Genomic DNA, 21,389 nt, shown 5'->3' with positions numbered 1-21,389 from the left:
TAGACTTCTACCAACTCCAAAACAATTTAGAAGATTAACTTCGTTAAAAACTATAAGAATGAAACAAATATTTTTTGCCGTCCTTACCCTAGGAATCACCTTAGTTTCTTGTAAAGATCAGGAAATAGAAAAACACCTTTCTACCCTAGATGAACTAGAAACATCAGTAGATGAAATATCAGCTCGTATGGATGCGATTAAAGACGATTCCAATGGGATAATGATAGCTATTGTAAGAAATGATCTTACGAACATTCAAAAGCACTACACGGGTCCTGATACAACCAATATTGCCTTGGGCACTATGCTTACCAATTACAAATCAGTGCGAAAAATTATTGCTGGCGCTGCTAAAAACAAACAAAAAATAGATAAAGCTATACCAGAGGAACGTGAACAACTCAGTAAATTACGCCACGACATAGCCGAAGGAGTGAACGATAGAGAAGCCTACGGTCAATTTGTTTTGACAGAAAAAACAAATGTTGCGCAATTAGATACAATGTCTTTACTTTACGAACGTTCTATTAACAAGAGTAGAAACTTATACTACACCCTTAAACCAAAAGTTGATTCATTAATTTCAACACTAGAATTTTAAACATGAAATACACGCTAATCTTATTCTCTTTACTCTTTTGCCTCAACCTATACGGGCAAGAAAATGATTATAAATTAGCTGAATTCTATTATAATAAGGGAGAGCTCGAAAAGGCTCTCCCCTACCTTCAAAAGGTTTATCAAGAAGACCACAGAAGTTTCATTTTTGATAAACTTCTAATTTGTACCCAAGAAATAGAAGGACAAAAAGCCGGTATTAAACTCCTGAAAGAGCAGATTGATTTTTATCCTAATGACATCAATTACAGTGTTCAATTGGGAAAACTCTATGAAGAAACTGGTGATCAAAAATCTGCGGATAAAATCTATAACGACCTGATCGAAAACAATCCTCAACGCAGCACCAACATCATCAATTTAGCCACTGCTTTTAGAGGAATGAACAAACCCCTTTTAGCCCTCGAAGTTTTAGAACAAGGGAGGAAAAACCTTGGAAATACCTATCCTCTACACTTTCAATTTGCACAAGTATATAGCGACTTGGACAGAAAGGAAGACATGGTAAACGAGTACATCACCCTACTCGATTACAACGAACGTATGCTCAATACAGTCACCAACGTTCTACCACGATACATTGATTTTGAAAACCCTAAAAGCGAAGATGTTTTGCTCTTAAAACGTCTCTTGCTCGAAAACATACAAAGAAGTCCAAATACTACATCATATACTGATTTGTTGATTTGGACATTCATACAAACTAAAGAATTTAACGCCGCTTACATACAAGCTAAAGCGCTCGACAAAAGAACGCGTAGTGAAGGTGAAAAGCTCATAGAAATGGGAACCATAGCCCTAAATAACAAAGCTTATACAGAGGCCAGAAAAGCCTTTGCTTATGTTATGGAACTTGGTCCCAATTCACCCTACTATTACCAAAGTGAATACTATTACCTTCAAACCTCATTTCTAGAGATTACTGAAAATAAAATCTACGACAAAGCACAACTTGCTCAAACCATTGAAGCCTACCAAGCATCCATAGAACGCATAGGCTATAACAATGAAGTAGTTCCCATTGCCTTAGGTTTGGCGCATATACAAACTTATTATTCTCAAGAAATAACTGCTGCCAAAACACTTTTGGAACGCGTTTTACAAATAGAAGGACTTTACGGAAAAGATCTCGCTGAGACCAAAATGGCCCTTGCAGATGTCTTGGTAATACAAAATGATATTTGGGAAGCATCCTTACTTTACATGCAAGTTGAAAGTCAGTTTAAATTTGAAACCATAGGAGCTGAGGCTAAATTTAAAAATGCACAAGTATTTTATTACGCAGGGGATTTTGAATGGGCGCAATCTCAACTCAAAGTGCTTAAACAGTCTACTTCAAAATTGATTGCCAACGATGCACTGGAACTCTCACTTTTAATCACAGATAACCTTGGGTTAGACAGTAATTACAATGCCATGCGTCAATTTGCAAACGCAGACCTATTGTTGGAACAACACAAATACGAAGAAGCCTTCGCAAAATATGACTCCATTTTAAAATTCCTTCCCTTCCATGGATTAGCAGACGAAGTATTGTTGCGCAAAGCACAGGCTTACGAGGAACTTCAAGAGTGGGACAAAGCAATTGAAGCACTTGAACTCATCACCACTAAATATGCCAGTGATATTTTAATGGACAACGCGTTAATGGAACTCGGTATAATTTACGAAGTGCATAAGGGAGATAAAACCAAAGCTATGGAATACTACCTGCGTTTAATGAAAGAACACAGAGGAAGTTTATTCGTTACCGAAGCCAGAAAAAGGTATAGAAATTTACAAGCCGAAACAACGAGTTAACTACAACGCGGCTAACACCGCAGCGCTTAACTGTTGCAGTTCTTGTTCACTTTTCCAAAGAAAAACACCATTATTTCTCCCCTGATGTTGATGCACAAGTTGGTTCTCGTAGAAATAATTCTTTTCAACATTCATGAGTATACTTGCATCCTGACAATTTTCACCTTCGAAAACATCTTGTCGTAAGTAAAGCAATTTCTGATCTACAAAAAGTAATTCTATTTGTTCCACTGAATTTGGGCCCATCGTAAAACACCCTACCACACGAGCGATGGATTTGTCTGTTAACTGTTCTACATCAAAACTTCTATTTTCTACTTCTATTTTTGTTAAGACAGGGTTTTGGGTAAACAATAAAGCAACAGAGGTGTTAACCTCTTGATTGAGCTCATCTTTGGTGGGTAAAATCATTTCATCCAAACTGTAAGTTTCCTCGTAAATATCCGTCGAAGATGTAGGGCCAGAACAGCCAAACAACGAAACGCAACAAAGGAAAATAAACTTATTGGTCATGAACATAATTTTGAGCCATTAAAAATAACAATAAGATGATGATGAAACCTGTAATTCAAAAGATTTTGACGACCCTCCCTTTGATTACTTTTGGGTTTATAATTGCCTGCAGTAATCAAGTACCGAACAATACGATAGTCCAAGCCCCGGAAACAAACTTTACGACGAGTTCCAATACCTCATTAGACAGTTTACAGGTTGCCTACTTTGCGAGTGGCTGCTTTTGGTGTGTAGAAGCAGTCTTTCAAGCTGTAAAAGGAGTTGAGGAGGCCGTTTCTGGATATGCGGGTGGATCAGCAACTACGGCAACGTATCCACAAGTTAGCTCTGGAAAAACAAAACATGCAGAAAGTGTAAAGGTGTATTACGATTCCACAAAAATTTCCTACACAACTTTACTCACCGTTTTCTTTGACTCTCATGATCCGAGCACGCTCAATCAGCAAGGTCCAGACAAAGGAAGACAGTACAGAAGTGAAATATTCTACACCTATCCTTATCAACAAGAAAAAGCGCAAGCCTTTATAGATAGTTTAATTGAACAAAAGGTTCATACACAAATCACCACCTTAGTAGAGCCATTAGAGGCTTTTTATCCAGCTGAGGATTATCATCAAGAATATGAACGTAAACATCCCGAAAATCCGTACGTACGGTCGGTTTCTATACCTCGTTTAAACAAATTCAAGGCAAAACATCCTGAATTGTTAAAGGAGACATCACATTAAAACAAAAAAGTCCGAGCATTACACTCGGACTTTTCTATATCTGTATCTTCTCTTAAGCTTTCAATTTCTCAATCAAAGCTGTTGTAGAATATCCTTCTTCTAGTTCTATGGTAGCAACTTCACCACCATTTGCTCTTACTTCTTTAGAACCTACGATGTAAGTTTTCGCGTTTTCGTCCGTTTCATTTGCATCGTAATCTGCTCCCTTCACTAAAATATGAGGGTTCAATTCGTTAATCAAATTGATAGGAGTATCTTCATCAAATAAAATCACCAAATCAACAAAACCTAAAGCCGCTAATACCGCCGCTCTATCCATTTCAGCGTTAACCGGTCTATCCTCTCCTTTACCTTGTGCCTTAACACTTGCATCCGAATTTAAACCAATTACCAAACGGTTTCCTAAGCTTGCCGCTTTCGCTAAATAACTAATGTGTCCTTTGTGTAATATATCAAAACACCCATTTGTAAAAACAATCTGCCTTGGAGTTAGTCTCCAAATTTCCAATCTTCTTTTTGCTTCGTCTACACTTACAATTTTATGCATTAAGGCTGCATACCTATCTTTCATTTCTAGCATCTTGTTCTACTTTTTTAAATTTTCTGGGTATTATAATGAAGGAAATTAATCCTAGGATGATCATCATTAAGGTCTGCGAACTCCAAATCAACATACCTAAAGCCTCCCCAACACCTTTGGCACTATCACCGAGTTGTTGACCTAAATAAAAATTCACTACTATTCCGACTAACAATGGATATGCTCCAATTCCACCATTTGTAAAAGCTATCCCAACAGTACCTGCAATAAAACCTATAAGCAATCCACTCATAGGAAAGTTACTGGTTTCTGGCAAAGCATAAAAACAGATAGCAAAGAATACAATGTAATTGATCCAAATCAGTAAAGTGTGCAAGATGAAAGCACCCGGGTTCTTCGATTTAAAGATTCCAAAAACACCAGTGATTACTTCCTTTACAAAGTTCACAAACTTGTTTTTAAACTTCTCATTCTTAAACCACAAGACAACAAATACGAGTAATCCAAGTAGCGCAGCACCACCCAATACCATCATCCATGGAAAGCCTTTTTCTCCTTCAGCCACCGGTGGGTTAACGATACTGTTTTTAATGATCATTAACTCATCTCCACTAATACTGAGGGTAATTAACACTACGATACCCAACATTACTAAATCAAATACACGTTCAGCTATGATGGCCCCAAAGGTTTTGGAAAAGGGTACGTTTTCACTGGAATACAAAGCTCCAGCTCTAGCCGCCTCACCCGCCCTTGGGATGAGTAGATTAATCAGATACCCTATCATCATGGAATGGTACCTGTTTGAAAACTTCGTTGTATATCCTATAGGCTCTAGCAAATATTTCTGTCTCCAGGCTCTAGATAAGTGACTGGCTATCCCAAAAAAGAGGGAAAGTATAATCCAGAAATAATCGGCTTCTTCTATTACGCGATAAAACTGTGCTTTTGCTTGCTCGTCCATCGCATCATAGAAATACCACATCAGGTAAATACCTATAAGCAAGGGAAGAACTACTTTAATAATTTGGGTTATAGATTTTTTCAAATGGTTGAAGTTTTAGTCTAGCATATTGGTTTCTTCATTGGGGAAACAAAGTTGTGGTTTAAAGCTTTTTGCATCCTCAAAATCCATGTATGCGTAACCAATAATAATCACTAAATCTCCAGGAGCTACTCTACGTGCCGCTGGTCCATTTAAACAAATTACACCAGATTTTCTATCTCCTTTGATTACATAAGTCTCGATGCGTTCACCATTGTTAATGTTTACAATTTGAACTTTCTCTCCCTCTATAAGGTTAGATGCATCCATTAAGTCCTCATCTATAGTAATACTTCCGATGTAATTTAAATCGGCTTGTGTAACTTTAACTCTGTGAATTTTAGACTTAACTACTTGAACTTTCATTTCCATTTCTCTATCAACTTAATCACTTATAACCAAGTGAAAGTTCTTCGGCCATGTTTATTGAAATGCCGAGAACCTAATTTTATTTCCTCAATAAATCAGGTGCAAATTTAATGATACTTATTTATATATCAGGTTAGGATGTTTGTCAGATTCTAGAACTAGTGATAAACTTTCTGAAAATGCACGCTTACATTACCCGAATTAACCCATAAAATAGAGAATTAACATGTATGCTAGACAGGTAAAAACTAGTAAAAGTCCGAATACCAAGGTACGCAATAAATTTTTCTGCTTGCTCACGTTGAGAACTACGGGTTGTTCTGTAGTTGATTTACGGAAGCAATCACAATTTTTTATAAAGGTGATTACTTCATAAGAAATAAAGATGAAGCTTACTCCGCCGAGTAGCATAACACTACATACACCCCAGAAATTATTTCCTTCTGCAGTTTCTGTAATTTGCACTAAATTTTCACCAGCTTGTAAATTAGACGGATTTATCCCATCCATAATTGGTAGTATATACCGAGTAGTAGACATAAAAGTATTCTTATTTAGCGCATGATCTTTTTCTCAAAGTATTCATGGCTAAAGGCATTATTAGGACACAAATATATAGAGTTTGAAAGAGGTAGAAAATTTTATTGACTAATTACCCTATTCATTGGATAAACAACCGTTTAAATAACACATTTAGGGAGCTCAGAAACAATTTTAACAACGAAACACTTCGTTAATCGTCGTTCTTTATAAGCCCTCGATAAGACAATCCTTACGCTTTGTTGTCACTTTTTAAATTCAAAGAAGAAGAATCCCTATTTTTGCAGCATGATTTTATACAATGTAACGGTAAGCATAGATGCCAGCATAGAAGAAAACTGGTTAAACTGGATGCGTCAGAAACACATCAACGATGTTTTGAACACGGGATGTTTTAAAGAGGCACGTTTATCTCGCGTAAATGGCGAAGAAGAAGGTGGAGTTACTTATGCCATCACTTACTTTGCACCAACGGTTGATCTTTACGAAGAATATCAAAAAGAACATGCAATCGTTCTTCAACAAGAACACACAGAATTGTTCGGTGGTAAATTTGCCGCGTTTAGAACTATCTTAAACGTAATTGAAGAATTTAAGCGCTAGTATATATGTCAGTTAAAGCAAAAAAACATCTCGGACAACACTTTTTAACGGATAAGAACATCTGTAGAAAAATTTCTGACCAATACCAGAAACACCAAGCATGCACACGCGTCTTGGAAATTGGTCCGGGTATGGGGGCTTTAACAGAATTCCTCTTACAACGTGGAGATTTAGAAGTACACGTAATGGATATAGATTTAGAGTCTATCCGTTACTTGGAAGAAAACTTTGCGGCCCTTGGAGAGAGAATTTACGACAAAGACTTTCTTAAAACAGATTTGAAAGAGGTGATGGGCGACCAACCTTTTGGTGTAGTAGGAAATTTCCCGTACAACATCTCCTCTCAAATTCTTTTCAAATGTTTAGAGTACAGGAACCAAATCCCAGAAATCATGGGAATGTTCCAAAAAGAAGTAGCGGTTAGAGTTGCAGAGAAGCCTGGTAGCAAAGCTTATGGTATTCTTTCTGTGCTCTTGCAAGCGTATTATGATATAGACTATTGCTTTACAGTAGACGAACATGTGTTTAACCCACCACCGAAAGTAAAATCTGGTGTTATTCGTTGTGTAAGAAATGAACGCCAATCACTGGAATGTGATGAAAATTTATTCTTCCAAATTGTAAAAGCTACCTTTAACCAAAGAAGGAAAACCATACGCAATGGTGTAAAACAATGGATTAAAGGCAAAGATGTTGACCACGAATTGCTCACCAAACGTCCGGAACAATTAAGTGTTGATGAGTTTATTGAGTTGACTAAGTTTGTTGAATCTACGCTATAACAGTATTGAGCAAGAGAATCATGCTGTGGTTTTAACCACAAAGCGCACAAAGATTTTCGCAGAGCCCGCGGAGTAATTCTAAATTCAACAAACAATAGATAACAGCTTCTCGAGCCCCGAGAAAAATCCCTCAAATTTTCAAATCTTTCAAATCATTGAATTCTTGAATCGTTGAATCATTGAATTCTTAAATCCTTGAATTTTTAAATCACTCCACCCTACCCTTGAGCAAGTATCTTATCTGCCAAAACATCGCTCAATTTAAAGTAGCTTTCGTGTGTCCAACCTCCAACATGTGGTGAGAGCAAAACTTTATCACTATTCAATAAAAACTTAAAATCATCTGGCATTTCACCCGAGAAAATATTCTCAAAGGATGCCTTTTCATATTCCAACACATCCAAACAAGCGCCAAGAATTTTACCTTCATTGAGTGCTTTTCTAAGGCCAGAGGTTTTTACTATCTTACCACGAGAAAGATTAATCAAATAAAAAGCTTTTTGGAAGGCATTAAAAAAAGGTGTATCCATCCAAAACTTGGTTTCCTCATTTTGAGGAATGTGCAAACTCAATACATCGGCCTTCTGTTGTATCTCCGCCAATGAACTTACTTTTACGAAGGCATCTCCAAATCCTGTTTTGTATTTGTCATAGGCCAAAACCTCTACATCAAAACCTCTTAATTTCTTGGCAAATGCAGCTCCATTATTTCCATAACCTATAATCCCAACTGTTTTTCCGTCCAATTCTACTCCTCGGTTGCCTTCTCTATCCCAAACCCCAGCGCGAATTTCTGAATCTCCTTTCTTCAAATTATTGAACAAGGCCAAAAGCATCCCTAAAGCATGCTCGGCAACAGCATTTCTATTGCCTTCAGGTGCATTGTGCAATACTATTCCTCTCTTTTCACAATAAGGAATATCTATGTTCTCCATACCTGCTCCAGATCGGGCAATGAATTTCAAGGTTTTAGCATGACTCAAAAATTCTTCGTCCATAGGGAAACGAGAACGAATTACAAGTCCGGTTGCATCGGTAACCTGTGCGACACATTCTTCTTTTTTCAAATTTGTTGCATCCACACAAGTGTAACCAGCCTCGCTTAACCTCTCCCATAAAACGGGATGAACCGTATCTATAAAAACAACTTTTTTTGTCATAATGAATCAAGAAATAATAACGAAGAAACAAACCACCTGTTTCTGCAAACAAAGTTAGAAAAAGCCAGCAGCTTTTTACCGCACTCCTGTCATCAACAATTCGTCTCCTTGCTTATTTTTTCATTTTTAATTTCTCTTTTTTTGTTTAACTTAGACCCTAAACACATCTCGTTTAACGACTTACAAAACGGAAACAAACCAGATGTATAAGAAGATGTATGAAGAAAAGTAAAAAATTTCTCCTCGCATTTATCCTTACCTTGGGTGTGATAAATGTTCTGCTACTAAGTTTAAAATTGAACGTTGAGTTAAAGTATTTCATCCTTTTTTCCATTTCTGTTTTCCTTTTGGTAGTACTGTTTTACCTATTCATTTTTAGATTTAATACCCGTAGAAAAAAACAGATTCAAATTTCAAAAGGTCAACAATAAAAGGACATATCGTTCAGATTCATGAAATATGGAAGGCTTGATTTCTTTCGGTTTAGCTTTATTTATTTACCTTTGTTCGTTTTAAATTTTGAATTTGGATGTGGTTTAAACTTTCTCAATTAATCTTAAGAAATCGTTTCTTAATCTTGTCAATATTGTTCGTAATCACCGCCGTGATGGGTTATTTTGCGACTACGAGCTTAAAATTGGACAACAAGTACGGAAACATGCTCCCGAAAGAGAGTCCTGCACAAAGCACTTACTTAAAGTTTAAAGAAATGTTTGGTGAAGACGGTGGAACACTGGTCGTTGCCATTAAAACCGATAGTCTTTATACAGAAAAGAACTTCAAACTCTGGAAACAATTAGGAGATAAAATTGCCGCTGTTGATGGAATAGAATCTGTTCTATCTGAGGCAAGTTTGTTTACCCTTGAGAACAATACAGAGGCTCAAAAATTCGAAGCCCACAAAATTTTTACAGATACCACCTACCAAGAAAAATCCATAGAAGAAATCAAAGAAGAAATTCGCAGCAACCCTTTGTACGATGACTTGTTGTACACCAAAGATGGTCATGTTTCTTTAATGATGATAGGAGTTAGCGAAGCCTTTTTAGCGAATCCGAAAAAGAGTGATGTTGTTGTACACGTCGAAGAAATGGCCGAAGAACTTACACCTGTTTTCGGTAAAATTCACTTCGCCGGTTTACCGCACATTCGTGTAATTATTGCCAAAAGGGTAATGAGTGAAATGTACATCTTTATTGGCTTAGCCATCGCTGTTACCTCTTTATTACTCTTCATTTTCTTTAAGTCATTTAGAGTAGTAATGTTCTGTAACTTGGTGGTATTTACCGCTGTAATTTGGTCTTTAGGTCTTATAGGAATGTTAGGATTTAAGCTTTCTATCATGATGGCCTTGATACCACCATTGATGATAGTAATTGGAATTCCCAACTGTATTTTCCTGCTTACCAAGTTCCATAGAGAAGTTTCTCTTCACGGAAATAAAACCAAGGCATTATCGCGTGTTATTCAAAAAATTGGTAACGCTACCTTCTTAACTAACCTTACCACAGCTTTAGGTTTCTCTACTTTCATCTTCACCAACAGTGAGAAATTAATAGAGTTCGGTACTATAGCATCGGTAAACATCTTATTGGTATTCGTATTATCTATTACCATTATTCCTATCGTTTTCTCTTTGGCTAAAATGCCGAAGAACAGACACCTTTCTCACTTAGATAGAGATTTCACCAAAGGGTTGATGACCAAATTGGCTCACATTGTTTCTTCTCGTAGAACGAAAGCTTACTGGGTAACCGGTATTGTTGTTGCTCTTTGTGTTTTTGGTATGACGCGTATAGAAGCTACGGGTAACTTAACGGGAGACTTACCAAGTAATGACCCTATTTTATTAGACGTAAACTTCTTACAAAACAGCTTTGGTGGTGCCATTCCTTTTGAGGTTATGGTAGACTATAAAAACGAAGGAAGATTATTGAAATCTTCTACGATGAAAAAGGTAGAGGAAGTTCAAGAAGTATTTGCAAAGGATAGCTTGTTCTCTAAGTCACTTTCTTACATAGATGCGATTAAAGTGATTAACATGGCTTACTATGGTAATAATCCGAGTCAATATAAAATCATTAACAGTAGAGATAAACGTAGATTAAAATCTTACATGGATTCTATGAATCTCTCTCAATCTGCCAATTCTAATATTTCATTGAGCGAGTTAGTAGATACGAGTCGCACAACCTTGAGAATTCGTATGCAAGTAAGAGACTTAGGTTCTTACGAAATTGCTGACAAGGTAGATAGTATTCGCAAAAAGGTTGACCTTATTTTAAATCCAGAGCGAGCGGAATTTGAACGACTATACGCTGCCTACGAAACAGGAAATACAGCTGTATTAGATACGCTAATCTTAGAAAACTCTGCAATTTACAACGGGGTAACCGCTAACCTTTCAAAGGGGAATGATGAGTTACAATATGCCTTTGACATGAACCCGGAAAAGGTAAAAGAGTACTATGATAAAGTGGAAATGAAAACTGCGCTTAGGGCGGCTATAGATGAAGAGTACTTTGATATAGATTTCACAGGAACTTCGGTAGTTGCAGCAGAAGGAACGCAATACTTGGTAAAGAACCTACTTACAAGTTTATTGATTGCCATTTTGATTATTGCCGTATTAATGTCGCTTTTGTTTAGATCTTGGAAAATGGTAGTTATTTCATTAGTCCCTAACTTCATTCCCCTATTAACAACAGCAGGAATTATGGGCTTCTTCCAAATACCAGTTAAGCCATCAACGATATTAGTATTTAGTATAGCCTTTGGTATTTCTGTAGATGATACGATTCACTTCTTAGCCAAATACAGAATGGAATTGAAAACCAACAAATGGGATTTAAAGCTTTGTGTAATGAACGCCTTAAAAGAAACGGGTGTAAGTATGTTCTATACTTCTATCGTGTTGTTCTTTGGTTTCTCTATGTTCGCTTTATCTCAATTTGGAGGAACACAAGCCTTAGGTTTATTGGTTTCATTGACATTATTAATTGCAATGATTACGAACCTTACCGTTCTACCATCACTTTTATTAACCTTAGAAAAACGCGTTTCTACAAAAGCATTTGAAGAACCATATATACAAATTTACGACGAAGAAACAGACATAGACTTAGATGAGTTGGAGGTAGATAGAACCACAGCCATCGACTATGATCCTTCGAAGGAGTTAGACAGAACTTAAACCGCAAAACTATGAAGGGAATTATTTTAGCAGGAGGATCAGGTACTCGACTGCATCCTTTAACATTAGCTGTTAGTAAACAGTTAATGCCTATCTATGATAAACCCATGATTTACTACCCACTTTCCATTTTAATGAGTGCGGGTATTAAAGATATATTGATTATTTCTACACCTCACGACATGCCCAATTTCCAAAAGTTATTAGGAGATGGGAGTCAGTTAGGATGTAATTTCCAGTACACCATACAAGAAGAACCCAATGGTTTAGCTCAAGCATTTGTGTTGGGAGAAGAATTTATTGGAGATGATAAAGTCGCTCTAATTTTGGGCGACAACATTTTCTACGGTGTAGGAATGGATGAACTTTTAAAAGAGAACAATTCACCCGATGGAGGTGTTGTTTATGCCTACCACGTTTCAGACCCAAGAAGATATGGAGTGGTTGAATTTGATCAGGAGATGAATGCGGTATCTATAGAAGAAAAGCCCGAAAATCCGAAATCAAATTATGCCGTACCAGGTTTGTATTTCTACGATAATGATGTCATAGAAATTGCCAAAAACTTGGAACCTTCGGCACGTGGGGAATACGAAATCACAGATGTAAATGCGGAGTATTTACGTCGTGGGAAACTAAAAGTAGCCGTATTAAACCGTGGAACAGCATGGTTAGACACAGGTACTTTTCCTTCTTTAATGCAAGCTGGTCAATTTGTTCAAGTAATTGAAGAAAGACAAGGTTTGAAAGTCGGATGTATAGAAGAAGTAGCCTACAGAAATGGCTTTATAGATAGAACACAATTGGAAAAGTTAGCCCAGCCCTTAATTAAAAGTGGTTATGGTGATTATTTAATGCGCTTAAAAGATTAGATGAATACAATTTTAGAATACCAGGGAATTTTAGAGAATGAGATTCAAAAAATTTCCTTTCCTAAAGAACCCGCCAACTTATATGATCCTTTAACGTACTTCCTTACCTTAGGAGGAAAGCGAACACGACCAACTTTGGCGATGTTAGGTGCCAACCTTTTTGGTGAACCTGGTATCAAAGCATTAAATGCGGCAATTGCCGTGGAGTTGTTCCACAATTTCACCCTTATTCATGACGATATCATGGACGATGCTCCTTTGCGTAGAGGGATGCAGACGGTGCATGAAAAATGGGATACCAACGTAGGTATCTTATCTGGAGACGCTCTCTTTGTAGTCGCATACCAATACTTGGCAAAACACGATGTGGATGTACTCCCACGTTTATTAGAGATCTTCTCTAAAACAGCTTTGGAGGTTTGTGAAGGACAACAAATGGATATGGACTTCGAAACACGCGATGACGTGAGCATAGATGAGTACATAGAAATGATACGTTTAAAAACCTCTGTTCTTTTAGGTGCTGCCCTAGAAATGGGTGCAACCATCGCAAAGGCAAGTAAAGAAGACGCACAACACATCTATGACTTCGGGATGAACATTGGCTTGGCCTTTCAAATCCAAGACGATATTTTAGATCTGTACGCAGATCCAGAAAAGTTTGGAAAACAAGTGGGAGGAGATGTTATCGCTAACAAAAAAACCTACTTACAACTATCTGCCTACCAACATGCGTCTGAAACTACTCACGGTACTTTAAAGACATTAGAAACAGAAACAGATTTAGCTGAAAAGGTGAGTCAAGTACGTTCTATTTTCGATGAAATTGGAGTGCGTGAAATGGCAGAACAAAAGAAAGAAGAGTTCTACCAAAATGCCTTAACAGCTATGGAAAAAATTAATGTTCCTGCAGCCAACAAAGAAAACCTACTCGGCCTAGCCAAAATGCTAATGAGCAGAGAAGTTTAAACGCACATACATATTAAAATAAAAGCCATTCTACATTAGAGTGGCTTTTTTTATTCAAGGATTCAAGTTGTTTAAGGTTTGAATTTATCTCCTTTGTAGGAAGACTTTTTCAAATAATTTATAAACAAACCGAGCTGCTGGGAAATTAAAACACTTTTCTTTATTAGTCCATCAAATTGATCCTGAGAAAAAACATCAAGGTCTAGCGCTCGGTACACCTGTGATCGAAATTCTCCAGAACTTCCTTTTGCTATATACAAAAACTGTAAAAGCTCCTTATTACCACCTCTTTCAAATCCTTCAGCAATATTATCCATAATACTTCCTGCTGTTTTGTATAGATGATTTATGAGATATCCAGAATTGGGAACCTCCTTCTTTTGACAAGCAAGGTGCAAAGCGTAACAAAGCTCACGACTCATTTTCCACACTTCCAAATCTTCAAATTTCTTATAGGTCGACATAATTATTTAGGTTTTGATTAGTCTTTACAAGTTAAACTATTACCTTCTAATTTGAAAATCAAATATTCTTTCCCCAACAATCCTTGAATTGTTGAATCTTTGAATTCTTGAATTTCAAAAAGGCTTATAATTCACCCTCACCTTTGCCCTCAACTGATTCAATAAAGAATACAGTCCAAAGAAAGTACGCATGATATATATGGCATCCCTACTTCCTCTGGCGTTATTCATTTTCCTTAATTCCTTGTCTTGCGACAAATCCTCTCCCATTCCGTATATCTTTTTAAAGAAAGCATCGTTTCCAAAATCGAATTCATCTCCATGAAAGGGTTGTGCGAGTAAGGCTATACTTTGAGTAATCATGGCCTTTAACTTCATTTTCTGTTCGGGCGTATCCTCGGGTCTATAAAAGTTCATGTTCTCGAAAATCGCTTTCAATTCTTCTTCTTTTTCCAGTATATCTGGACGTAACAATTGAAAGTAATTCGCGGCAAAATCTTCTGGAATTTCCTTTACACATCCAAAATCGAGTATGCACAAATTGTTGTCTTTATCCACCAAAAAATTACCGGGATGTGGATCTGCATGTACCATACGCAGTTCTTTCATTTGATACATGAAAAAGTCCCACATACTCTGACCCACCTGATTCCTAACTTCTTGCGACGGATTGCTTTTGATGAAGTCAGGAAACTTCACGCCATCCAACCAATCCATGGTCAACACCCTTTTTGCGCTGAACTCCTTATAGTATTTAGGAAAACGAACATGTTCTATAAAGGCACATTTTTCAGAAATAAATTGCGAACGCTCCAATTCCAATTCGTAATCCGTCTCCTCTATCATTTTAGACTCTACCTCTTCCATGTACATTTCCATGTCGGCCGCCTTCATATTCAACAGTTTTTTGGCCAAAGGTTTGATCATTTTCAAATCCGAACTTATGGCATCACCCACGCCTGGATATTGAATTTTCACCGCCAATTCCTTTCCATCTTTTGTGGCTTTGTGCACTTGACCAATACTGGCTGCATTCACAGCATCTTTGGTAAAAGAATCGAACAAATCATTGGGTTTTGCACCTAACTGTTTTACAAAGGTCTTGGATATTAGAGGAAAGGATAGAGCCGGTGCACTGTATTGCGATAAGGCAAATTTCTCTTGATAAGCCGAGGGCAACATTTGATTGTCCATACTCATCATTTGCGCCACCTTTAAAGCACTTCCTTTTAACTCACTTAAAGACGCGTAAATATCCTCTGCATTATCTTGGTGCAACTCATCTTTGGTTAACTCTCTATTGATAGATTTCTTGGCGTAATACTTAATATAATTACCCCCTACCTTCGCACTGGCTCCCATAATTTTTGCAGCGCGTTTCACCTTAGATACGGGAATCTTACCTTGGCCACTTTCGTCTTTACTCATCTTAAAATACTTTTGTTTTTAGGGCAAACTTTCCAAAATCAAGCATGGCATCTAGCGGACCTTTGCCCAATAAATCAAAAGCCAAGTTGACCGATTTCTCAATAGCCGCATCTGTCGTTTCAAAATCGTCAGACTCATCGTTCAACCAAACCTTATAAACGTAGGTAAATAATAAGTAGAACCCTTTTGCGTAATGATCGGAGATATAAGGTCTATTCACCACCTCTTCTTCATTTCTCGCCTCCATGAGTATTTGTTCTACCCTGGCGTTGAGTTGTAAAAAGAAATCCTTCCAATCGTCTTTAAACTCCCTCAAAACCCTTGGATCGCTGGAATTGTATTTGTGCAATAAATAGCTGCGTTCTAATTTCAGATGTTCAAATAAAGTAAAGTACAAGGCCAGAAGCTTTTCACGCGCACTAAATGAAGCGTAATTCTCATCCTCGTTCAAGGCTTTTAACGTGTTATCTACTAACTGACGTAAAAACACTTTTTTCAATTGTTGTAAACTCGAAAAATGCGTGTAAAATTCACTTTCCTCTACCTCCAATTCTTCGGTAAATTCAAAAACAGAATACGGAGATCTTCCTTTGGTGAGCTCAAACTTTTTATACGCTTTTAGTAGTACTGCTTTTTCCATGACTTTTCTTTTTAAAACAAACGCTTTCATGGAATTGTTTAGTATTTAAAAATCAGCTTTTAACATATAGTAACAATTCAAGGATTCAAGGATTCAAGGATTCAAGGATTCAAGGATTCAAGGATTCAAGGATTCAAGGATTCAAGGATTCAAGTTGTTTAAGGTTTGAATTTATTTCCTTTGTAGGACGACTTCTTCAAATAATTTATAAACAAACCGAACTGCTGGGAAATTAATTCGAAGATTGAACCACCAAATCATCCAATCTATCAAATCCCTCAAATTTTCAAATTGTTGAATTGTTCAATCGCCCTGCCTAGATTTTTCTTTGGTTCGTTTCTTGCGCCGTGCTGAGCGGAGCCGAAGTAAGGGCAATGCAAAAGAAATGAACTAAATACTAGTACGAAGTCCAATCAATACCTTTCCCTACCATCTACACGTCTAACGGTCTAACAATCTAACCCTCTCTAAAAGCAAATAATCAATCCACAACAAGTAATGACCTAATTCGTCCCTAATATCCCTACTAATCTCTATTTTTAAAGCATGAAAAAACATGTGCTCTACCTTTCTTATGATGGAATGACAGATCCTTTGGGACAATCTCAAGTTTTGTCTTACCTCAAAGAATTAACGCAGTACGACTTTGTTTTTCATCTCATCAGTTTTGAGAAAAAAGACAGATGGGAGGCGCATGGTACATTTATACAAGATTTTTGTGACGAAGCAAAGATTCATTGGTACCCTCAGAGTTATAGGAAAAACCCACCTGTGATTTCAAGCTTTTTAGATATCAAAAAAATGGAAAAGATTGCCCTTTCTATTTGCAACAGATACCCTATTGCTTTTGTACATTGTAGAAGTTACATGTCGGCATTGGCGGCGGTTACCTTGCGTAAAAAGAAAGGTTTAGACTTTCTCTTTGACATGCGTGGTTTCTGGGCCGACGAACGCGTGGATGGTAAAATCTGGAATTTAAAACATCCCCTTTACAAATCCATTTACAAGTTTTTCAAAAAGAAGGAAATCGAATTCTTAAATACTGCCAAGCATACTGTATCGCTTACTCACAACGCAAAAACCGAAATCCTGCAATGGGAAAATGTGAAGCTAAAAGAAAACGACATCAGCGTTATTCCATGTTGTGTAAATACAGACTTGTTCAATCCTCTTGAAATCGTAGAAAAGGAAATTATTGCCACCAAAGAAAAATTGGAAATAGCATCCTCTGATTTTATTTTAGGTTATGTGGGTTCTTTGGGTACTTGGTACATGCTTCCAGAAATGATGGCCTTGTATGCCAATTTGAGACGAAGTAAACAAAAGCCTGTCTTTCTATTTGTGAGCAAAGAAGACCCTGAATATATTTTAAGTGAGGCCAAGAAATTGAATATTCCAATAGAGGAAATAATAGTTACCTCATGCCTTCATCATGAAGTTCCGCTGTACATGTCAATCTTTGACCTTTCAGTTTTTTTCATTCTTCCAGCATATTCTAAAAAAGCTTCTTCTCCTGTTAAACAAGGAGAATTGATGGCCATGGGTATTCCCTTAATTTGTAATGCCGGAGTTGGAGACACAGATAAAATCATCACCGAAGCCGGAGCCGGTTTAGTGTTAAAAGGCACCCAAGCAGAACATTTAAAAAACTTACACCTACCAGAAATTAACCGACAAGAGATGATGCAATACGCCAAAGAGAAGTTCTCCCTAAAAAATGGCGGTTTGAAATACCTGTTGGCCTACAAGAAAATGATGAATTAGATTACTAGATACCTAGACTTCTAGAGAGCTAGATTAGTTCTAACCTTAATCAATCAAATCCCTCAAATTTTCAAATCTTTCAAATCCTTGAATTGTTGAATCCTTGAATCCTTGAATTATTGAATCTTTCAATCGATTACTCCTCCTCTACGATACCCACCAAAATCAAGCGCATGGGTTTGTCCGCACCTTTGGTATATACATAAACAGATTGTACCAAGCGACCTTTGTAATTTTTAGTATCCAGTACAACTGGGATTTCTAAGCGCTCACCGGGTAGAATAATGCTATCGTTTAAGGTAGCGCTTATACAGTGACAAGGTAATTGTAAACTATCTATGTACAAAGGGGCATTCCCCGTATTTTCTAGCACAAATGTTTGGTGAATGATTTCACCTTCTGTAATCGTATCGAACTGATATATGGGTTCCTTCACCTCCAATTGCGCTTCTTTTTTCAAAGTATCTAAAAACACACTCTGCACTTCTATTTTACGCTCTATGGCTGCTGCTCTAGAATAGATAGAATTCTTCTTATCGTTTGGGTTATCACTGGTTAAAGTATTGGCCGTATATTCTCCAAAAGGAACTTCCTCTATGGTTAAATTCCCAGCTTCGAAATGCTTTTTGAATTCACCATTTCCATACTCTTCTAGGTAATTTTTAAGCGAGGCGATTCTACGCTTAGTAAGGTTAACGTTATAATCAGATTTAGCTAAAGGACTTGCGAAACCTTTTACCGTAAGCTTGATTTTACGTCCCTTATTCAACTCCTCTAACAACAGATCCCTAAAAATCTCCAAATCTTTCACGCCTTGTTCCACATATTCCACAAAGAAATCTTCTATATCGTCTTTGGCATCTTGAGCCGCTTCACCACTTAACCCCGCGCTGTACTCTTTTTTGTAACGATCCAACATCGCCATATAATCATTATAACTATCGATGTAATTCACTTGGGATGTAGTGTCTATAGACCTTGGGTCGGGAATGTCATTGTGGAAATAAAGGGTAATGGGTAAACGTTTGTTTAGTTCTTCCAAAGATTCTTGAGGTGTCAATTCTTCCTCTTCTTGGGGCAATCTATAGGCTACGAAAACATCAGAACAACAGGTTGGGTTTTTACTGTACAAAACGCCCAATCGATTCGAACTCACAAAAGCACTATCGCCCGCTTGGAAATAGTAGAGATCATTCGCCGGACTGTTAATAGGTGCACCTAAATTTACCGCTTCTCCCCAACCATTGTTATACTCCGAATAAAAAACATCGTATCCACCAAAACCTTCATCCCATGAGTTACTGAAGTATAAACGTTGATTAACTCCATCCCAATACGGACTCAAATCATTTTCTGCGGTGTTAATACTTCTTGCATTTCTAGGTTTTTTGTATTGATTACCATCTTCTATAAAACTATACCAGATGTCCAATCCACCCTTGCCTTTTTCTCTATCACTCACAAAGAACAACACCTCTTCTCCTTCCCATTCTCCGATGTAGGGCATGGTTGTGTTTGCATAGGCCTCATTTATTATCTCTCCCAAGGTATCTATATCAGAGAAGCGACCATTTTGTGTGTAAGCCACCAAGATTTTACATTGGTAATTTCCTCCATAAGGTTTGCAAGCCGAGAAGTAAAAGCGCTTTCCGTCCAAACTAAAACTACCGTTTCCTGTATTGAAAGCATCCAACGCCAAATCTTTAATTCGTTCAACATCACCATCCCCGATCAAATTCCTCCTGTAAATTTGAGTAGAGTAACTATCTGCATAAACCTCCTCATTCGCTGAAATTGAATCTGCTCTTAAGGAACTAAAATACAATTGCTGATTGTGCACCCTGTGCCCAAATTCTGCATTCTTCGTATTTACTCCTACCGGCAAAGCCTCGAAAACTAAAGTGGAAGTATCCCTTATTGCATTTTTTGCCCATAAACACGATTTGAACTCTTGTCGCGCCTTGGCATATATATCCTTATTTTTAGAACTTCTGTATTTCTTTTTAGCCAACTTGAAGGTCTCCAAAGCTTCAGCATATTTACCATTTTGCTTTTGCATCAACCCTAAGTAAAGTAGACTCTCCTCATAGATTTGCGTTTCTTCTCGCTCGTATACTTTAGCATAGTAGTACTCCGCCTTTCTGTAATCCTTAAAAGCACGCAAGGCTTGGGCATATTTCCAATAAATATCTACGCTGGTAGAATCTATTTTCATGGCCTTCTGATAGTAATTTAATGCATAAACATAATCTCCCTCCGCCACTTTTTGATCGGCAAATTCAACGTTTTTTTGATACTCTTTTTGTCCGAAACTCAAAAAAGAAAATACGCTAATCAGTAAAACTATATGAAGTCTGGACATACTCTGTGTTTAATATTTTTAGGTTTAAATCGGGTTAGAATGTAACGGAAACTCAATTCCAAACCTCCGCGGGCATTACTTGCGGGTATCAATTGTGAAACGTTAATATCATAGCTTATTCCCGCCCAGATGTTTTGCCAATCCATCCCTAATAATAGATACAAGGCATCTCTGTTTCTAAGGTACAAACCGCCGTACAAGGCTTTGTAGTTCCCATTCCTGTTCTCTAAATAATACTTTGCTTGAGCTCCAAAGATGAGTTCTTTATATTTCCCTTGTACATTAAACTGTAAGGAGGGTAGAATATCCCAATCGGGATCTAATTTGCGCTGATAACGCGCCATGAGGTTGAAACGCATATCACGCTGTACTTTCGGACCTATAAATCCTTGATTGGGTCTGTTGATATTGAAAAGACCTGTTCCTGCTGTGATTTTATTTCTTTCATCCATGTAAAATTCATAAACGAAACCTGCGCCTATCGTTACATTGGTTTTGGATAAATTACCCAAATTTTCTCCGGTTGGCAAACTCGGATCGAAGAAGATTCCATTGAATTGGTTGTCGAAATAAAACTGATCGAATTGTAAACTCCTACTATTAATTCCTATTTGAAAACCTGGTCGTAGTGTATGAGTAGAATCGGGGGTCAATTTCAATAAATAAGAAACACTCGGAACAAACTCAACAGTTCTCAAACTTCCATCTCCTACAACATCGTGGAACAAATAGACTCCAAAGGCCAGGCCATCTACTTTTTTAATGCGTGTTTCTACGGAAAGACTTGTGGTTTGAAAAGGAACAGTCACCCGACGCCATTGATCTTTGTAATTGACATGAAAACGAAGGTCTCCAGTAAATTGTCCAACGTTACCTGGGTTTTGAAAAACGGGGTTGTAATCAAACTGAGAAAAATGCACATCTTGGGCTTGGCTCCAGAAATTTACCATTCCCAGAAGCACAACAAGTACAGATTTCAACCCTTTCAGCCTCATAAA

General features: G+C 37.3%; 20 protein-coding genes. 9 read left to right on the top strand and 11 right to left on the bottom strand.

Translation table 11 applies throughout. From position 1 onward, the window contains the following. Positions 1–58 precede the first annotated feature (58 nt). Both BM327_RS08260 and BM327_RS08255 read left to right on the top strand, forming a co-directional pair. A complete protein-coding gene (locus BM327_RS08260; protein ID WP_090248186.1) occupies positions 59–601 on the top strand; it encodes a hypothetical protein in 543 nt (180 codons plus the stop codon). Positions 602–603: 2 nt separating this feature from the next. Next, positions 604–2,418 (top strand): tetratricopeptide repeat protein, encoded by a 1,815-nt coding sequence (locus BM327_RS08255; RefSeq protein ID WP_090248182.1) that lies wholly within the window; start codon positions 604–606, stop codon positions 2,416–2,418. On the opposite strand, the gene BM327_RS08250 is transcribed toward BM327_RS08255, so the two are convergent. After that, complete coding sequence (locus tag BM327_RS08250; protein WP_090248180.1) at positions 2,419–2,931, bottom strand: hypothetical protein; 513 nt, start codon at positions 2,929–2,931, stop codon at positions 2,419–2,421. Between the two features lie 35 nt (positions 2,932–2,966). Here BM327_RS08250 and msrA point away from each other — a divergent pair, with 35 nt between their 5' ends. Beyond that, positions 2,967–3,659 (top strand): peptide-methionine (S)-S-oxide reductase MsrA, encoded by a 693-nt coding sequence (gene msrA / locus BM327_RS08245; protein ID WP_244526205.1) that lies wholly within the window; start codon positions 2,967–2,969, stop codon positions 3,657–3,659. A gap of 52 nt (positions 3,660–3,711) precedes the next feature. Here msrA and rfaE2 read toward each other — a convergent pair whose 3' ends face one another. From rfaE2 to BM327_RS08225, 4 genes are all read right to left on the bottom strand, one after another. Further along, positions 3,712–4,239, bottom strand: coding sequence for a D-glycero-beta-D-manno-heptose 1-phosphate adenylyltransferase (rfaE2, locus tag BM327_RS08240; RefSeq protein WP_244526204.1), 528 nt, complete (start codon positions 4,237–4,239; stop codon positions 3,712–3,714). Further along, entirely contained in the window at positions 4,220–5,248 is a 1,029-nt protein-coding gene (locus tag BM327_RS08235; RefSeq protein ID WP_139230310.1) for a lysylphosphatidylglycerol synthase transmembrane domain-containing protein, read from the bottom strand. The genes rfaE2 and BM327_RS08235 overlap by 20 nt, the downstream gene beginning before the upstream one ends. Positions 5,249–5,260: 12 nt before the next feature. Further along, a complete protein-coding gene (panD, locus tag BM327_RS08230) occupies positions 5,261–5,611 on the bottom strand; it encodes an aspartate 1-decarboxylase (RefSeq protein WP_090248910.1) in 351 nt (116 codons plus the stop codon). Between the two features lie 204 nt (positions 5,612–5,815). After that, positions 5,816–6,154, bottom strand: a complete 339-nt coding sequence (locus BM327_RS08225) for a hypothetical protein (protein WP_139230309.1) — start codon at positions 6,152–6,154, stop codon at positions 5,816–5,818. Between the two features lie 288 nt (positions 6,155–6,442). Between BM327_RS08225 and BM327_RS08220 the strand changes: the two genes are divergently transcribed. Next, on the top strand, positions 6,443–6,757 hold the full coding sequence (locus BM327_RS08220) for a DUF4286 family protein (protein ID WP_090248172.1): 315 nt from the start codon (positions 6,443–6,445) through the stop codon (positions 6,755–6,757). 5 nt (positions 6,758–6,762) lie between these two features. Further along, positions 6,763–7,539 carry a 16S rRNA (adenine(1518)-N(6)/adenine(1519)-N(6))-dimethyltransferase RsmA gene (gene rsmA / locus BM327_RS08215; protein ID WP_090248170.1) on the top strand — a complete coding sequence of 259 codons (777 nt, stop codon included), beginning with the start codon at positions 6,763–6,765 and terminating at the stop codon, positions 7,537–7,539. 218 nt (positions 7,540–7,757) lie between these two features. Here rsmA and BM327_RS08210 read toward each other — a convergent pair whose 3' ends face one another. After that, entirely contained in the window at positions 7,758–8,699 is a 942-nt protein-coding gene (locus BM327_RS08210) for a 2-hydroxyacid dehydrogenase (protein ID WP_090248167.1), read from the bottom strand. A gap of 529 nt (positions 8,700–9,228) precedes the next feature. Here BM327_RS08210 and BM327_RS15860 point away from each other — a divergent pair. Genes BM327_RS15860 through BM327_RS08195 form a run of 3 tightly spaced genes read left to right on the top strand, consistent with a single transcriptional unit; the run spans position 9,229 to position 13,733 of the window. Then, positions 9,229–11,892, top strand: a complete 2,664-nt coding sequence (locus tag BM327_RS15860) for an efflux RND transporter permease subunit (RefSeq protein ID WP_090248164.1) — start codon at positions 9,229–9,231, stop codon at positions 11,890–11,892. Between the two features lie 11 nt (positions 11,893–11,903). Further along, a complete protein-coding gene (gene rfbA / locus BM327_RS08200; RefSeq protein WP_090248161.1) occupies positions 11,904–12,764 on the top strand; it encodes a glucose-1-phosphate thymidylyltransferase RfbA in 861 nt (286 codons plus the stop codon). Then, entirely contained in the window at positions 12,765–13,733 is a 969-nt protein-coding gene (locus BM327_RS08195) for a polyprenyl synthetase family protein (RefSeq protein ID WP_090248158.1), read from the top strand. Positions 13,734–13,804: 71 nt separating this feature from the next. Here the strand turns inward: BM327_RS08195 and BM327_RS08190 are convergent, their stop codons facing one another. From BM327_RS08190 to BM327_RS08180, 3 genes are all read right to left on the bottom strand, one after another. Further along, positions 13,805–14,197 (bottom strand): four helix bundle protein, encoded by a 393-nt coding sequence (locus BM327_RS08190; RefSeq protein ID WP_090248155.1) that lies wholly within the window; start codon positions 14,195–14,197, stop codon positions 13,805–13,807. Positions 14,198–14,311: 114 nt separating this feature from the next. Next, positions 14,312–15,625, bottom strand: coding sequence for an ABC1 kinase family protein (locus BM327_RS08185; protein ID WP_090248152.1), 1,314 nt, complete (start codon positions 15,623–15,625; stop codon positions 14,312–14,314). 1 nt (position 15,626) lies between these two features. Next, on the bottom strand, positions 15,627–16,265 hold the full coding sequence (locus BM327_RS08180) for a TetR family transcriptional regulator C-terminal domain-containing protein (protein WP_139230308.1): 639 nt from the start codon (positions 16,263–16,265) through the stop codon (positions 15,627–15,629). Between the two features lie 546 nt (positions 16,266–16,811). Between BM327_RS08180 and BM327_RS08175 the strand changes: the two genes are divergently transcribed. After that, a complete protein-coding gene (locus tag BM327_RS08175) occupies positions 16,812–18,029 on the top strand; it encodes a glycosyltransferase (protein ID WP_090248146.1) in 1,218 nt (405 codons plus the stop codon). Between the two features lie 136 nt (positions 18,030–18,165). Here the strand turns inward: BM327_RS08175 and BM327_RS08170 are convergent, their stop codons facing one another. Beyond that, the gene (locus BM327_RS08170) at positions 18,166–20,391 is read right to left on the bottom strand and encodes a DUF1573 domain-containing protein (RefSeq protein ID WP_090248144.1); all 2,226 of its coding nucleotides are present in this window, start codon (positions 20,389–20,391) and stop codon (positions 18,166–18,168) included. Then, entirely contained in the window at positions 20,373–21,386 is a 1,014-nt protein-coding gene (locus BM327_RS08165) for a PorP/SprF family type IX secretion system membrane protein (RefSeq protein WP_090248141.1), read from the bottom strand. The genes BM327_RS08170 and BM327_RS08165 overlap by 19 nt, the downstream gene beginning before the upstream one ends. Positions 21,387–21,389 lie beyond the last annotated feature (3 nt).

It is taken from the genome of Lishizhenia tianjinensis (genome assembly GCF_900116425.1).
Lineage (GTDB): Bacteria > Bacteroidota > Bacteroidia > Flavobacteriales_D > Crocinitomicaceae > Lishizhenia > Lishizhenia tianjinensis.
The sequence above is the reverse complement of the archived record's forward strand: the minus strand, read 5'-3'. Positions and strand labels throughout refer to the sequence as shown.